We start from the raw sequence: 13,596 nt of genomic DNA on the forward strand, positions 1-13,596 counted from the left end.
TGGCAAGTTGTCCACCTCACAGCGCGTCCCCTCCGGCGGGCCCCGGCAGGGGTAGCGTTGGGTTCATGGGAAAGATCCGGGATTCCGTTGACGCCAGGGCCCTGCGTTTCGCCGTGGGTTTCCCGCTCATGCTGGCCGTCGCCTTCGTGGTGTGCGCGCTGCTGATCCGTGTGGACCTGCCCGAGCCGCTGGCCGTCCGCTGGACCGACGCCGGCGCCGCCGATTTTGCGCCCTTTGGAGCAGTGGTGGGGGTTGGCGCGGCAATGATCGTCCTGGTCGGCTGGGCCGTCCTGCTGCAGGCGGCGCCGCTGTCCCGGCCGGCCCTGATGCGCCGGTTCATGATGGGCGCCGGGCTGGCGGTAAGCCTTTTCGTCACCACCGTCCTTGCCGCCGTACTCGTGGGCCAGCTGGGGCTGGCCGATGCGCGGGAGTCCCGCGTGGACGTGGCCGTCCTGGCCATGGGCAGCGGCGCGGCCCTGGGCCTCGGGGCGGTGATGGGCTTCGTCTTCAAGGCGGACGAGCGGTGGTCCACCGAGGACGAAAGGGCCGCGCAGGCCGCGCTGGAACGGGAGCTGGACCCCGAACTGGCCGGCGATTCCGTGAGCCTCTGGGTCCACGCCCGCAGCTCGGTGTTTGTGATGCTCGGGATTGCCACGCTGTTCCCCGCGGCCCTGCTCACCGTTGCCGTGCCGTGGCTTGCCGCGTTGCTCGTGGCGGTCGCTCTGCTGGCCGCCGTCTTCCTCTTCGCCCGCATCCGGGTGGACCGGAGCGGCCTGCGGGTGTTCGCGGCCGGGTTCGTCCGGGTCATGGACGTTCCAGCGGCGGCCATCGATTCGGCGACGCCGAAAGAGGTCAAGGCCGCCGACTACGGCGGCTGGGGCTACCGGAGCCACGGCGCCACGACGGCGATGCTGGTCAGCAGCGGCCCCGCCGTCGTCGTCGACCGCTCCGACGGCCGACGGCTGGCGGTGAGCGGGGGCAGCGCGACGACGGCGGACAACGTCGCGCAGGTGCTCTCCCGCGTGGCGGCGCGGGCTCGCCGCAACGGCGGGGCGCCCGCGGCGTAGCCCTAGTAGGCTGGGACGAGCCCTGATCAGCCGCGCCGAGAGTCCACCGGCGCCCCACAGAACGGATACGCCGTGACCACTGCCCCGGATTTCCCGCGCGTCCACATCGCCACCGACCACGCCGGCATGGAGCTCAGTGCCCATCTGGTGGCCCACCTCCGGGCGAAGGGCTACGACGTGGTGGACCATGGGCCGAAGGTTTACGACGCCCTGGACGACTACCCCTCGTTCTGCATCAACGCCGCCCGCGCCGTTGTGGCCGACCAGGAAGCCGGCACCCCCGCGCTGGGAATCGTCCTGGGCGGTTCCGGCAACGGCGAGCAGATTGCCGCCAACAAGGTCAAAGGCGTCCGGGCCGCCCTGGCCTGGAACCTCTCCACGGCAAAGCTGGCCCGTGAGCACAACGACGCCAACGTCGTGGCCGTGGGCGGCCGCCAGCACAGCGTCGACGAGGCCACCGCCATCATCGAGGCCTTCCTGACCGAGCCCTTCAGCAACGATGAGCGCCACGTCCGCCGGATCGGCAAGATCGCCAGCTACGAAACCACCGGCGAGGTCGTCGAGTAGTGCCGGAGGGGCATTCGGTCCATCGGCTGGCGCGCCAGTTCGCGGACGTCTTCGCGGGGGAGCGGCTCGCCGTGTCCAGCCCGCAGGGACGTTTTGTGCACGGTGCCGCCCTGCTGGACGGCCACGTCCTCACCGGGTCCGTGGCGCACGGGAAGCACCTGTTCCTCGACTTCGACCACGGGCTGGTCCTGCATGTCCACCTTGGGCTGTACGGCGCGTGGGACTTCGGCGGCGATGCGGACTTCCGCGGGGCCTCCAGCATTGGCGCGCCCCGGAAAGTAGGGGAGCGGGAGGTCTACAGTGACGGCGGCGCGGATCCCGTGTACGCGGGCCCACCGGCTCCGGTGGGCGCGGTCCGGGTCCGGCTGGCCGGCACGCACGGGTGGGCGGACCTGCGCGGGGCGACCACCTGCGAGACGCTGACCGAAACCGAGGCCGAAGCCGTCACGGCACGGCTGGGCCCGGATCCGCTGCGGAACCTCCCGGGGGACCGGGAGGACTTCATCGCCGCCCTGGCGAAAAAGCGCACGCCGCTGGCCACCCTGCTGATGGACCAAAAGGTGATTGCCGGCGTCGGCAACGTCTACCGCGCCGAGCTGCTGTTCCGGCAGCGGCTGGACCCCTGGCTGCCCGGGAGCGCCCTGCCGGCAGGATCCGCCGGGCTGCTCTGGGATGACACCGTGGCGATGATGTCCGATGGCGTCCGCGACGGCCGGATCATCACCACCCCGGCAAGCTACTGGACAGGGCAGGGCGACGGGGCAGGGCAGGGCGACGGGAAAGGGCAGGGCGACAGGCTGCCGGAGCCTGAGGAAGCGCACTTCGTCTACCGCCGGCAGGGCCTGGACTGCCGGGACTGCGGAGCAGCCGTGGCACTGACCGAGCACGCCGCCCGGAAGCTCTACTGGTGCCCGGCCTGCCAGCGGGCCTGAACCGGCCGGTGCACCGCGTCCCCGTGACGGATCATGGCGGGGTGGACACGAAAAAAGCCCCTCCGGGGAGGGGCCCAAGCTTCGTCATATTCGGAGGGGACGACGGGAATCGAACCCGCGTAATCAGTTTGGAAGACTGAGGCTTTACCATTAAGCTACGTCCCCGGGAATTTGCTGGAACTTCAGCAAAACTTCCGGGCGGCTGTTGAAGCCGGATACAACTAAACCCAATTCAGGCCCCCAGTGTCAAATGTGCAAATCAGCACAGTATGACCGTAGACTGTTCTGTGCACTTACGGGGTGTAGCTCAGCTTGGCTAGAGCGCCTGCTTTGGGAGCAGGAAGTCGCAGGTTCAAATCCTGTCACCCCGACTCTGCAGCAACTGCCAGATATGTGGCGTTGCAGAACCCCATCCCCCAAAACCAGGAGTACTTAGACTGTGAAGAGCGCTGTCGAGAACCTCACCCCTACGCGGGTCAAGCTCAATGTTGAGGTCCCCTTTGAGGAATTGAAGCCCAGCATCGCAGAGGCATACAAGACTGTTGCTTCGCAGATCCAGGTTCCCGGGTTCCGCAAGGGCAAAGTCCCCTCCAAGCTCATTGACCAGCGCGTTGGCCGCGGCTACGTCCTGGAAACGGCCATCAACGAAGGCCTCAACGGCTGGTACCAGGCTGCCGTGCAGGAAACCGGCATCCGCCCGCTGAGCCGTCCCGAGGTCGAAATCACCGAGGTGCCGGACCCGTCCGCCACCGACGGCGAACTGAAGTTCCACGCCGAGGTCGACGTTCGCCCCGAAATCGAACTCCCGGACTACTCCGGCATCAAGGTCGAGGTCGCGGCTGCCGAGTCGTCCGACGCCGACGTCGACAAGGCCCTCGACGAGCTGCGCGGCCGCTTCGGCACGCTCAAGTCCGTTGACCGCCCCGCCGCCGACGGTGACTTCCTCACGATCGACATCACCGCCTCGATCGACGGCGCCGAGGTCGACTCTGCGTCAGGCCTGTCCTACCAGGTCGGCGCCGGCACCATGCTCGAAGGCCTCGACGAAGCCGTCACAGGCCTGAGCGCCGACGAAGACGCCATCTTCGACACCACCCTCGTGGGCGGCGACCACGCCGGCGAGGCCGCGCAGGTCAAGGTTGTCGTCAAGGCCGTCAAGGAGCGTGAGCTTCCCGAGGCCAACGACGACTTCGCCCAGCTGGCGTCCGAGTTCGACACTCTGGCGGAGCTCCGCGAGGACCTGGCCAAGCAGGCCGCCGACTCCAAGACGGTCGAGCAGGGCGTAGAGGCCCGCGACAAGGTCCTGGACAAGCTCGTCGAGCTCGTAGAGGTGCCGGTTCCGGAATCCGTCGTCGAAGAGCAGCTTGAGCAGCACTTCAGCGCCGAGAACTCCCACGGCGAAGGCGAGCACGACACCGAGGAACACCGCGCCGAGGTCAAGGCCAACACGGAGCGTGCCTTCCAGAACGAGATCATCCTTGACGCAATCGCCGAAAAGGAAGAAGTCAACGTCACTCAGAACGAGCTGATCGACTACATCGTCACCACCGCCGGCCAGTACGGCATGGATCCGAACCAGTTCGCGCAGATCATCGATCAGAGCGGCCAGGTTCCCATGATGGTTTCCGAGGTGCGCCGCCGCAAGGCACTCGCCGTGGTCCTGGGCCAGGCCGAGGTCACCGACTCCGAGGGCAACAAGGTTGACCTGAGCGACTTCGTCCGCCCCGGCGGCGAAGAGGCCTCCTTCGAAGCCGACGCCACCGACGAGGCAGCCGCAGCCGAAGCACCCGCCGAGTCCACCGACGACGCGGCAGCTGCCGAAGCGCCCAAGAACGACGACCCCGCGGCCGTGAAGTTCTAGCACCCACGGTTCCCGCAGTTCCTGCCCGCACCCCCGGATCACTGATCCGGGGGTGCGGCTTTTAAGCCTGCAATGAACCCTTCCGGGCAATCGTGCGCCGTCAGCGAACAGCCCTGCGCCTGAGCACAAAGCAGCCGCGAAAACCGTTAGTGTCCATGTAGGAAAGTTCAGTGATGCCGTCCAGTGGCGTCACCGTCGCCAGCGAGAGGTAAGTACACATGTCACAGCAAGCAGGGGCACCCCGGATGGCTACCGTCGATCCGGCAGCCCAGGATAACTACATTTACAACCGCCTGCTGAAAGAGCGCATTATCTGGCTCGGCTCCGAGGTCCGCGACGAGAACGCCAACGCGATCTGCTCGCAGCTGCTGCTGCTCTCGGCCGAAAACCCCGAGAAGGACATCTACCTGTACATCAACTCGCCCGGCGGCTCCGTCACCGCCGGCATGGCCATCTACGACACGATGCAGTTCATCCCGAACGACGTCGTCACCGTCGCCACCGGCCTGGCCGCCTCGATGGGCCAGTTCCTGCTCTCCTCCGGCACCAAGGGCAAGCGCTACGCCACTCCGAACGCCCGCATCCTGATGCACCAGCCCTCCGGCGGCATCGGCGGCACCGCCTCGGACATCAAGATCCAGGCCGAGCTGATCCTGCACATGAAGAAGGTCATGGCCGAACTGACCGCCGAGCAGACCGGGCAGACCGTGGAGACCATCCTCAAGGACAACGACCGCGACAAGTGGTTCACGGCGCCCGAAGCCCTCGAATACGGCTTCTTTGACAAGATCGCGGCGCACGCCGGGTCCGTGGCAGGCGGCGGCGGAACCAACGCCGACGCCGGCACCGAAAACTAACCGGCACGCAGACAGAACCGACTTCAGGAGCAATGAACATGGACTACAACTTCGGATCGACTGCCGGTAACCTGCCGACCAGCCGCTACGTGCTGCCGCAGTTTGAAGAGCGGACCCCCTACGGCTTCAAGCGCCAGGACCCCTACACCAAGCTGTTCGAGGACCGCATCATCTTCCTGGGCGTCCAGGTCGACGACGCCTCCGCCGACGACGTGATGGCGCAGCTGCTGGTGCTCGAGTCCACCGACCCGGACCGCGACATCACGCTTTACATCAACTCCCCGGGCGGCTCCTTCACCGCCATGACGGCGATCTACGACACGATGCAGTACATCCGCCCGGAGATCCAGACGGTCTGCCTGGGCCAGGCCGCGAGTGCGGCCGCCGTGCTGCTCGCCGCGGGCACCCCGGGCAAGCGCCTGGCCCTGCCGAACGCACGCGTCCTGATCCACCAGCCGGCCCTCTCCGGCGGCCAGGGCGGACAGGCCTCCGACCTGGAGATCCAGGCCGCCGAGGTTATGCGGATGCGCTCCTGGCTGGAGGACACCCTGGCCAAGCACTCCGGCCGCACCTCGGAGCAGGTCAACAACGACATCGAACGCGATAAGATCCTCACGGCCGCCGAGGCCATGAGCTACGGCCTGATCGACCAGGTGCTTGACTCCCGCAAGATCAAGCCGCAGGCGATCACCAAGTAGCAACACGGCAGTTCAACCACGACGCCGGTGCAGCTCAAGCAGAAATGGGCCGCACCGGCGTCTCCTTTCCACCCATCAGGCCGAAAGTGACCTAGAGTGGAAGTTGTCACGGCCTCACGTCCCGCGAGGAACGTCCGTGATTCCAGTAACGGGTGCAGCGCTGCACAGGAGCACGACCCAGCCGGCAGCAAGATACTAAGGGGTTCACATATGGCTCGGATTGGCGAGAGCACCGATCTGCTGAAGTGTTCTTTCTGCGGAAAGAGCCAGAAGCAGGTCCGCAAGCTCATTGCCGGGCCCGGCGTCTACATCTGCGACGAGTGCATTGAACTCTGCAACGAGATCATTGAAGAAGAACTCGCCGAAGTAGCTGACCTGGGGAGCTTCGAGCTGCCCAAGCCCCGCGAGATCTTCGACTTCCTGCAGGAATACGTCATCGGCCAGGAGCCCGCCAAGCGGTCCCTCGCCGTCGCCGTCTACAACCACTACAAGCGGATCCAGGCCGGCCACGCACCCAAGAGCGGCACCCTTGCCGAGGGCGGCCACCACGACGACGTCGAGATCGCCAAGTCCAATATCCTGCTGATCGGACCCACCGGCTGCGGCAAGACCTACCTCGCGCAGACCCTCGCCCGGCGCCTCAACGTCCCCTTCGCCGTGGCTGACGCCACCGCCCTGACCGAGGCCGGCTACGTGGGTGAGGACGTCGAAAACATCCTGCTCAAGCTGATCCAGGCCGCGGACTACGACGTCAAGAAGGCTGAACAGGGCATCATCTACATCGATGAGATCGACAAGATCTCGCGCAAGAGCGAGAACCCCTCCATCACCCGGGATGTCTCGGGCGAGGGGGTGCAGCAGGCGCTGCTGAAGATCCTCGAAGGCACGGTCGCCTCCGTCCCGCCGCAGGGCGGACGCAAGCACCCGCACCAGGAATTCATCCAGATCGACACCACCAACGTGCTCTTCATCGTGGCCGGCGCCTTCGCCGGCCTGGAGGAGATCATCGGGTCGCGCTCGGGCCGCAAGGGCATCGGCTTCGGCGCCCCGCTGAACGAGGTCAAGAACAACGCGGACTCCTACGGCGAAGTCATGCCCGAGGACCTGCTGAAGTTCGGCCTTATCCCCGAATTCATCGGCCGGCTCCCGGTCATCACCACGGTCTCGAACCTGGACCGGCCGGCGCTGATCCAGATCCTCTCCACGCCCAAGAACGCCCTGGTCAAGCAGTACCAGAAAATGTTCCAGCTCGACGGCGTCGAGCTGGTGTTCGAGGACGAGGCCCTGGACCTGATCGCTGACCAGGCCCTGGAACGCGGCACCGGTGCCCGCGGCCTCCGGGCCATCATGGAGGAAGTCCTGCTCCCGGTGATGTTCGACCTGCCGAGCCGCGACGACGTCGCCAGCGTGGTCATCACCGAGGACGTTGTGGCCAAGAAGGCCCCGCCCACCTTGATTGCCCACGACGTCAAGCGCCGTAAGTCCGCCTGATCCGAACCGCGCAGCGCGCCGGGGAAGTTCCGGAATAAATCCGCCGGCAGCTTCGCTATGACTAACTGATGCTCCGTGCCGTCCGCGGCCATTTCCGCCGCCCCGCCGCGGTTCCGCGTCCCCGTTGACTTCCAAAGGAGAACTCCTGTGCCTGAGACCATGACGAACAAAGCTGACTTCTGGTTTGACCCCATGTGCCCCTTCGCCTGGGTGACGTCGCGCTGGATCAGCGAAGTGGAAGATGTCCGCGACATCAAGACCGAATGGCACGTGATGAGCCTCGCCGTCCTGAACGAAGGCCGGGACGAGCTGCCGGCCGAGTACAAGGAATTCCTGGTCAAGGCCTGGGCCCCGGTGCGGGTGATCGTTGCCGCCGCCGAGAAGCATGGCGCCGAGTACATCAAGCCGCTCTATGACGCCATGGGCACCAAGATCCACAACGAGGGCAACAAGGACATCGCCGAGGTCATCGCCAAGTCGCTGGCCGAGGCCGGACTGCCGGCCGAGCTCGCGGCCGCCGGCCAGAGCGACGAGTTCGACGCCCAGCTGCGCGCCAGCCACGAAGGCGGCATCTCCCTGGTCGGCCAGGACGTCGGCACGCCGGTGGTGGCGTTCAACGGCACGGCGTTCTTCGGGCCCGTGCTCACCCGCATCCCGCGCGGCGAGGACGCCGGCAAGTTGTGGGACGCCACCGTCGCTCTCGCCTCCTTCCCGTACTTCTTCGAACTCAAGCGCAGCCGCACCGAGAGCCCCGTTTTCAGCTAGGCAGCCCCCGGCAGCGATCGCGAGGGCCCCGGAAGAACTACTCCCATGTAGTTCCGCCGGGGCCCTTGTGCATCCACAACCTCGGGAGAACAATAGAACTTACCCACTTCGAAAGAAGCGGGACGCAGGAACCAAAGATTCAGTGACACTCATCCGACGCAGCCTTCGGCAAAGTCAGATGATGGCTACCAGTGACGAGGTAGGAAGACCTGAAATTCCAAGGATCCCGCCAGATTACCTAAGACGTCACGTGGTGATCGAAAAGTCGAAGCCCCACCAACCGCAAAAAGCTGATGGGGCTTCCCCTTTGCCCAAAAATGGCCTCAGATTGGTGCCATGAGCACCGAGCCCATCGCGGACTACGCCCTGCTGTCCGACTGCTGGTCCGCCGCGCTGGTCAGCGCCGCAGGCTCCGTGGACTGGCTTTGTTTCCCCCGCTTCGACAGCCCCTCGGTCTTCGGCCGGCTGCTGGGCGAGGAGGCCGGCTTTTGGTCCATCCGGCCTGCCGGCGAGTACACAACCACCCGGCGGTACGTGGGCCCGTCCATGGTGCTGGAGTCGCTCCACACCACCGCCCGCGGGCGACTGACGGTGAGCGACGCCCTGGTCCTCGGCTCCGGCCGGCGCGGCCACGACCTCGGCCAGGCGTCCCCCGGAACGTTGCTGCGCCGGCTGGCCTGCACCGCGGGGACCGTGGAGGTTGAGGTCAGTTTCGCGCCGCGGCCCGGCTACGGCCTCATCCTTCCAATGCTTCACAACGTCGACGGCGGCGTCCTGGCCCGCGCCGACGCCGAGGAACTCGCCCTTTCCTCCCCGGTGCCGTTCGAGCTCGACGGCGGCACGGCGCGCGCCGTCCTGCGCCTCCGCGCCGGTGACGCTGTTGGCTTCGCCCTGCACCGCCAGCGCGGCCAGGACGAAGCGCCGTCGTTCTGGAGCCAGCAGGAGATGGCCGGCCGGCTTACGGACACCGTCGAGGGCTGGACAAGCTGGTCCGGAATCCACCAGAGCTACAGCGGTCCGTGGCAGGAGCTGGTGGCAGGCAGCGGCCGGGTCCTGCAGGCCCTGAGCTACTACCCGAGCGGTGCGATCGTGGCCGCACCGACCACCTCGCTGCCCGAGGTTGCCGGCGGCACGCGCAACTGGGACTACCGCTACACCTGGGTCCGGGACGCCAGCATGACGCTGCAGGCCCTGTGGGTGGCGGCCTGTCCGGACGAGGCGGGCAAGTTCTTCCAGTTCCTCGCCACGGCCGCCGCCCGCCAGCTCGCCGGCGGCGAAGAGCTGCAAATCATGTACGGGATCGGGGGAGAACGGGACCTGCCCGAACGGGTGCTGCACCACCTCCCCGGCTGGCGGTCCAGTGCACCGGTGCGCGTCGGCAACGGCGCCTGGAACCAGCGGCAGCTCGATGTCTATGGCGAACTGCTGGACGCCGCAGCCACCATGCCGGAATTCCTGGCGGAGCTGGCACCGGAAACCCTGCGCTTCCTCGCCGACGCGGCCGACGCCGCCATGGCCCGCTGGCAGAATCAGGACCAGGGGATCTGGGAGGTCCGCGGCGACCCCCGGCACTACCTGTATTCCAAGCTGATGTGCTGGGTGGCGGTGGACCGTGCGATTACCCTCGCCGGGATGCTGCAGGCGAGCGACCGGGTGCCCCGCTGGACGGACGCCCGGGAACAGATCGCCGCCTCCATCCGCGACAACGGCTGGAGCGAGGCCGCGGGCGCGTACACCCAGGCGTACGGGAGCGAGCAACTCGACGCCTCTGCCCTCATGCTGGCGATCGTCGGTTTCCTGCCGGCCGGCGATCCCCGCTTCCTGGCCACGATCGAGGCCATCGAGCACCGGCTCACCGACATGCGCGGGCTGGTCTACCGGTACCACGGCGACGACGGGCTCCCGGGCGAGGAGGGAGCGTTTTTGCTGTGCACGTTTTGGCTCGCACACGCCCTTGCCCTGGCCGGGCTGACGGAACGGGCCAGGGCGGTCTTCGCGCGGGCCGCCGGATTCGCCACCGGCCTCGGACTGATGGCCGAGGAGGTGGCCCCGGACAGCAGTGAGCTGCTGGGCAACTTCCCGCAGGCGTTCAGCCACATCGGACTGGTCAACGCGGCCTGGGCCATCAGCGAGGCGGAACGGCGAGGCCGGGGTTCTGCCACCTAAGGGCGGCAGAGGACCGGCACGGCGTCGAGGGAACAAGTCCGGAAGCGCCGCTGTTGCCTCCAGTGAGCAAGCTGACCACGCGACCATTGGAGTGCCATGCCCATCACAGCCCACCTTGACCTGACCCTCAAAGCGGAATCCCTGCCCACGGCGCCGGCCGTGCTCCGCGACATTCTCGCCGACACCCGGGCGTTCGACGGCTGCCTTGGCGTCGATGTGCTGGTCGACAATGCGGATCCGGCGCACATCCTTGTCGTGGAACAGTGGGCGTCCCTGGAGCACGACTCCGCCTACCGCGCCTGGCGGGCGGGCGAGGGAGCAAGCGGGCTGGGAGACCTCCTGGCCGCCCCGCCGGTCCTGACGCACTTCGAGGCCACCACCGGGATCTGAGCCCGGAAGACCCAGAGCAGAAGACCCAGAACAGAAGACCCAGAACAGAAGAGGGCCCTCCGGCCGGCGTGAGCCGGCCGGAGGGCCTTCTTCTTTGTTGTCGCTTTGCGTGGGTTACGCCTGGGCGGGCTCCTCGGCGGGGGCCAGCACGACGTCGCTCACGGTCAGTTCGCCCTCGCCGGCCACCAGCGCCAGCTCACGCGCGTTGGCCGCGGCCTTGAGGTCGCCCAGTCCGGCCTTCAGCTGCGTGGTCAGGGACTCCGACGCCGTGATGGTCGCGGAGAGCACCTCGGTGCGCTGCTTGACCTTGGCCTCGGACTTGGCCTTGCGGATGCCGCCCAGCGCCGCGCCCACGGTGGCGAGCAGGGTGGTGTCGCCGTCGATGTCCACGGCGGCCGGCCACTGCGCGCGGTGCACCGAGCCGGTCCGCCACCAGCCCCAGACTTCCTCCGTGGCGAACGGCAGGAACGGCGCAAAAAGCCGCAGCAGGGTGTCCAGGCTCGTCGCCAGCGCGGCCAGCACGGACGCCTGCTGGGCCTCGCCGGCGGCACCGTAGGCGCGGTCCTTGATCAGCTCCACGTAGTCATCGGTGAAGTGCCAGAAGAAGCTTTCGGTGATCTGCAGCGCCCGGGCGTAGTCGTAGTTCTCGAACGCTTTGGTGGCCTGCTGGACCACGTCTGAGAGCTGGGCAAGCACGGCGCGGTCCAGGGGATTGGTGAGGACCGAGAGGTCGGAAGAGACCACCGAGTCCTCGGTGGCGCCGAGGTTCAGCACGAACTTGGACGCATTGAGGAGCTTGATCGCCAGACGACGGCCAATCTTCATCTGCGCGATCTCGTAGGCGGTGTCCGCGCCGAGCTTGGCCGAGGCCGCCCAGTAGCGGACGGCGTCCGAGCCGTATTCGTTGAGCACGTCGGTCGGGACGATCACGTTGCCCTTGGACTTGGACATCTTCTTGCGGTCCGGGTCCAGGATCCAGCCGGAGATCGCCGCGTGCTTCCACGGTGCGACGTCCTGCAGGGCATCGGCGCGGACGGCAGTGGAGAACAGCCAGGTCCGGATGATGTCGTGCGCCTGCGGGCGCACGTCGAACGGGAAGACCTTGGCGAAGAGTGCCTCATCGGTGCTCCAACCGCCCACGATCTGCGGGGTCAGCGACGAGGTGGCCCAAGTGTCCAGGACGTCCGCGTCGCCGGTGAAGCCGCCCGGCACATCGCGCTGGGCCTCCTCGTAGCCGGGGGCCGCATCCGCGGCGGGGTCCACCGGCAGCTGCCCGTCGGCGGGCAGGATGGGCGCGTCGTAGTCCGGGTTGCCGTCGGCGTCGAGCGGGTACCAGACCGGCACCGGCACGCCGAAGAACCGCTGGCGGGAGACCAGCCAGTCCCCGTTCAGACCGGTGATCCAGTTCTCGTAGCGGGACCTCATGAAGGACGGGTGGAATTCGATCTCGTTGCCGCGGCCGACTAGGCGTTTGCGCCGCTCCTCGTCACGGCCGCCGTTGCGGATGTACCACTGGCGGGAGGTGACGACCTCGAGGGGCTTGTCGCCCTTTTCGAAGAAGTTGACCGGGTGCATGATCTTCTTCGGTTCGCCGTCGAGCAGGTCCGCGGCGGCGAGCAGCTCCACCACGCCTTCCTTGGCGCTGAAGACCGTCTTGCCGGCGATCGCCTCGAACGCGGCCCGGCCTTCCGCGGACGTGATCCAGTCCGGGGTTTCGCCGATGACGCGGCCGTCGCGGCCGACGATCGCGCGGGTTGGCAGCTGCAGCTCGCGCCACCAGGTGACGTCAGTGAGGTCGCCGAAGGTGCAGACCATGGCGATGCCGGAACCCTTGTCCGCCTTCGCGAGCGGGTGGGCCTTGACCTCCACCTCGACGCCGAACAGGGGAGAGGTCACCGTCTTGCCGAAGAGCGGCTGGTACCGCTCGTCGTCGGGATTCGCCACCAGGGCGGCACACGCGGCGAGCAGCTCGGGGCGGGTGGTCTCGATGTAGATCTTCTCGCCCTCGGCGGTGAAGAACGGGTAGCGGTAGTACGCGCCGGCGACCTCGCGGTCCTCCAGCTCGGCCTGGGCCACTGCGGTGCGGAAGGTGACGTCCCACAGCGTGGGCGCCTCGGCCATGTAGGCATCCCCGGCGGTCAGGTTGGCCAGGAACGCCCGCTGCGAGATGGCGCGGGACTTGTCGTCGATGGTGCGGTAGGTCAGGTCCCAGTCGACCGACAGGCCGAGGGTCTGGAAGAGGTTCTCGAAGACCTTTTCGTCCTCGACGGCGAGTTCCTCGCAGAGTTCGATGAAGTTCCGGCGCGAGACGACGTCGAAGTCGCGCTGGTTCTTGGCGGGCTCCGCCGGCGGCCGGTACCCGGCGTCGTAGGGGATGGCCGGATCGCAGCGCACGCCGTAGTAGTTCTGCACCCGGCGCTCGGTGGGCAGGCCGTTGTCGTCCCAGCCCATCGGGTAGAAGACGTTCTTGCCGGTCATCCGCTGGTAGCGGGCCAGGACGTCGGTCTGGGTGTAGGAGAACATGTGCCCCACGTGCAGGGACCCCGACGCGGTGGGCGGGGGAGTGTCGATCGAGTAGACCTGCTCCCGGGTGGTCTCCCGGTCGAACTTGTAGGTCCCTTCGTCAAGCCAGCGCCGGGTGAGGGCGACTTCGAGCCCCTCGAGGGCGGGCTTGTCCGGAACGTTGATGGGGGCAGTGGTGGGCGTGTCTGTACCCTGAGTGTCTTCAGCCATGGGTCAATTCTTGCAGTTCTTTACACTTCGCTTCACCGCCCTTCGCTAGTTTCGCGAATCTAAGTGCAA

Annotated in this window: 11 protein-coding genes and 2 tRNA genes; 11 read left to right on the plus strand and 2 right to left on the minus strand. The window is 67.2% G+C overall.

From position 1 onward, the window contains the following. Positions 1–65: 65 nt before the first annotated feature. The 3 genes from AC1DH3_RS04730 (at position 66) to AC1DH3_RS04740 (ending at position 2,566) form a co-directional block, all read left to right on the plus strand. Positions 66–1,067 carry a hypothetical protein gene (locus AC1DH3_RS04730; RefSeq protein ID WP_476908702.1) on the plus strand — a complete coding sequence of 334 codons (1,002 nt, stop codon included), beginning with the start codon at positions 66–68 and terminating at the stop codon, positions 1,065–1,067. A gap of 72 nt (positions 1,068–1,139) precedes the next feature. Next, on the plus strand, positions 1,140–1,634 hold the full coding sequence (locus AC1DH3_RS04735; protein WP_476908703.1) for a ribose-5-phosphate isomerase: 495 nt from the start codon (positions 1,140–1,142) through the stop codon (positions 1,632–1,634). Beyond that, on the plus strand, positions 1,634–2,566 hold the full coding sequence (locus AC1DH3_RS04740; protein WP_476908704.1) for an Fpg/Nei family DNA glycosylase: 933 nt from the start codon (positions 1,634–1,636) through the stop codon (positions 2,564–2,566). The genes AC1DH3_RS04735 and AC1DH3_RS04740 overlap by 1 nt, the downstream gene beginning before the upstream one ends. A 94-nt stretch (positions 2,567–2,660) precedes the next feature. Here AC1DH3_RS04740 and AC1DH3_RS04745 read toward each other — a convergent pair. Next, positions 2,661–2,731: transfer RNA gene (locus tag AC1DH3_RS04745), tRNA-Gly, on the minus strand. 131 nt (positions 2,732–2,862) lie between these two features. On the opposite strand from AC1DH3_RS04745, the gene AC1DH3_RS04750 reads away from it, so the two are divergent. From AC1DH3_RS04750 to AC1DH3_RS04785, 8 genes are all read left to right on the plus strand, one after another. Further along, positions 2,863–2,937, plus strand: a tRNA-Pro gene (locus AC1DH3_RS04750). Between the two features lie 68 nt (positions 2,938–3,005). Beyond that, the gene (tig, locus tag AC1DH3_RS04755) at positions 3,006–4,427 is read left to right on the plus strand and encodes a trigger factor (protein WP_441417560.1); all 1,422 of its coding nucleotides are present in this window, start codon (positions 3,006–3,008) and stop codon (positions 4,425–4,427) included. Between the two features lie 245 nt (positions 4,428–4,672). Further along, on the plus strand, positions 4,673–5,284 hold the full coding sequence (locus AC1DH3_RS04760) for an ATP-dependent Clp protease proteolytic subunit (RefSeq protein ID WP_175321079.1): 612 nt from the start codon (positions 4,673–4,675) through the stop codon (positions 5,282–5,284). A 38-nt stretch (positions 5,285–5,322) separates the two neighbouring features. Further along, a complete protein-coding gene (locus tag AC1DH3_RS04765; RefSeq protein ID WP_441417867.1) occupies positions 5,323–5,982 on the plus strand; it encodes an ATP-dependent Clp protease proteolytic subunit in 660 nt (219 codons plus the stop codon). A 210-nt stretch (positions 5,983–6,192) separates the two neighbouring features. Further along, positions 6,193–7,473, plus strand: coding sequence for an ATP-dependent Clp protease ATP-binding subunit ClpX (clpX, locus tag AC1DH3_RS04770; protein ID WP_441417561.1), 1,281 nt, complete (start codon positions 6,193–6,195; stop codon positions 7,471–7,473). Between the two features lie 159 nt (positions 7,474–7,632). Continuing rightward, positions 7,633–8,238, plus strand: coding sequence for a mycothiol-dependent nitroreductase Rv2466c family protein (locus AC1DH3_RS04775; RefSeq protein WP_441417562.1), 606 nt, complete (start codon positions 7,633–7,635; stop codon positions 8,236–8,238). Between the two features lie 336 nt (positions 8,239–8,574). Beyond that, positions 8,575–10,404, plus strand: a complete 1,830-nt coding sequence (locus AC1DH3_RS04780) for a glycoside hydrolase family 15 protein (protein ID WP_476908705.1) — start codon at positions 8,575–8,577, stop codon at positions 10,402–10,404. Between the two features lie 96 nt (positions 10,405–10,500). Then, positions 10,501–10,794: a putative quinol monooxygenase gene (locus AC1DH3_RS04785; protein WP_441417564.1), complete on the plus strand. Its 294-nt coding sequence runs from the start codon at positions 10,501–10,503 to the stop codon at positions 10,792–10,794. A 114-nt stretch (positions 10,795–10,908) separates the two neighbouring features. Here the strand turns inward: AC1DH3_RS04785 and valS are convergent, their stop codons facing one another. After that, positions 10,909–13,527 carry a valine--tRNA ligase gene (gene valS / locus AC1DH3_RS04790; RefSeq protein WP_476908706.1) on the minus strand — a complete coding sequence of 873 codons (2,619 nt, stop codon included), beginning with the start codon at positions 13,525–13,527 and terminating at the stop codon, positions 10,909–10,911. Between the last annotated feature and the right edge of the window lie 69 nt (positions 13,528–13,596).

The sequence above is a fragment of the Arthrobacter sp. 05L428 genome (genome assembly GCF_056397665.1).

What these genes read in the sequence shown, in the direction of transcription:
- AC1DH3_RS04730 (WP_476908702.1), top strand. Translation starts at nt 66, where the DNA reads ATGGGAAAGATCCGGGATTCCGTTGACGCCAGGGCCCTGCGTTTCGCC.
- AC1DH3_RS04760 (WP_175321079.1), top strand. Translation starts at nt 4,673, where the DNA reads ATGGCTACCGTCGATCCGGCAGCCCAGGATAACTACATTTACAACCGC.
- AC1DH3_RS04765 (WP_441417867.1), top strand. Translation starts at nt 5,323, where the DNA reads ATGGACTACAACTTCGGATCGACTGCCGGTAACCTGCCGACCAGCCGC.
- clpX (WP_441417561.1), top strand. Translation starts at nt 6,193, where the DNA reads ATGGCTCGGATTGGCGAGAGCACCGATCTGCTGAAGTGTTCTTTCTGC.
- AC1DH3_RS04775 (WP_441417562.1), top strand. Translation starts at nt 7,633, where the DNA reads ATGACGAACAAAGCTGACTTCTGGTTTGACCCCATGTGCCCCTTCGCC.
- AC1DH3_RS04780 (WP_476908705.1), top strand. Translation starts at nt 8,575, where the DNA reads ATGAGCACCGAGCCCATCGCGGACTACGCCCTGCTGTCCGACTGCTGG.
- AC1DH3_RS04785 (WP_441417564.1), top strand. Translation starts at nt 10,501, where the DNA reads ATGCCCATCACAGCCCACCTTGACCTGACCCTCAAAGCGGAATCCCTG.
- valS (WP_476908706.1), bottom strand. Translation starts at nt 13,527, where the DNA reads ATGGCTGAAGACACTCAGGGTACAGACACGCCCACCACTGCCCCCATC.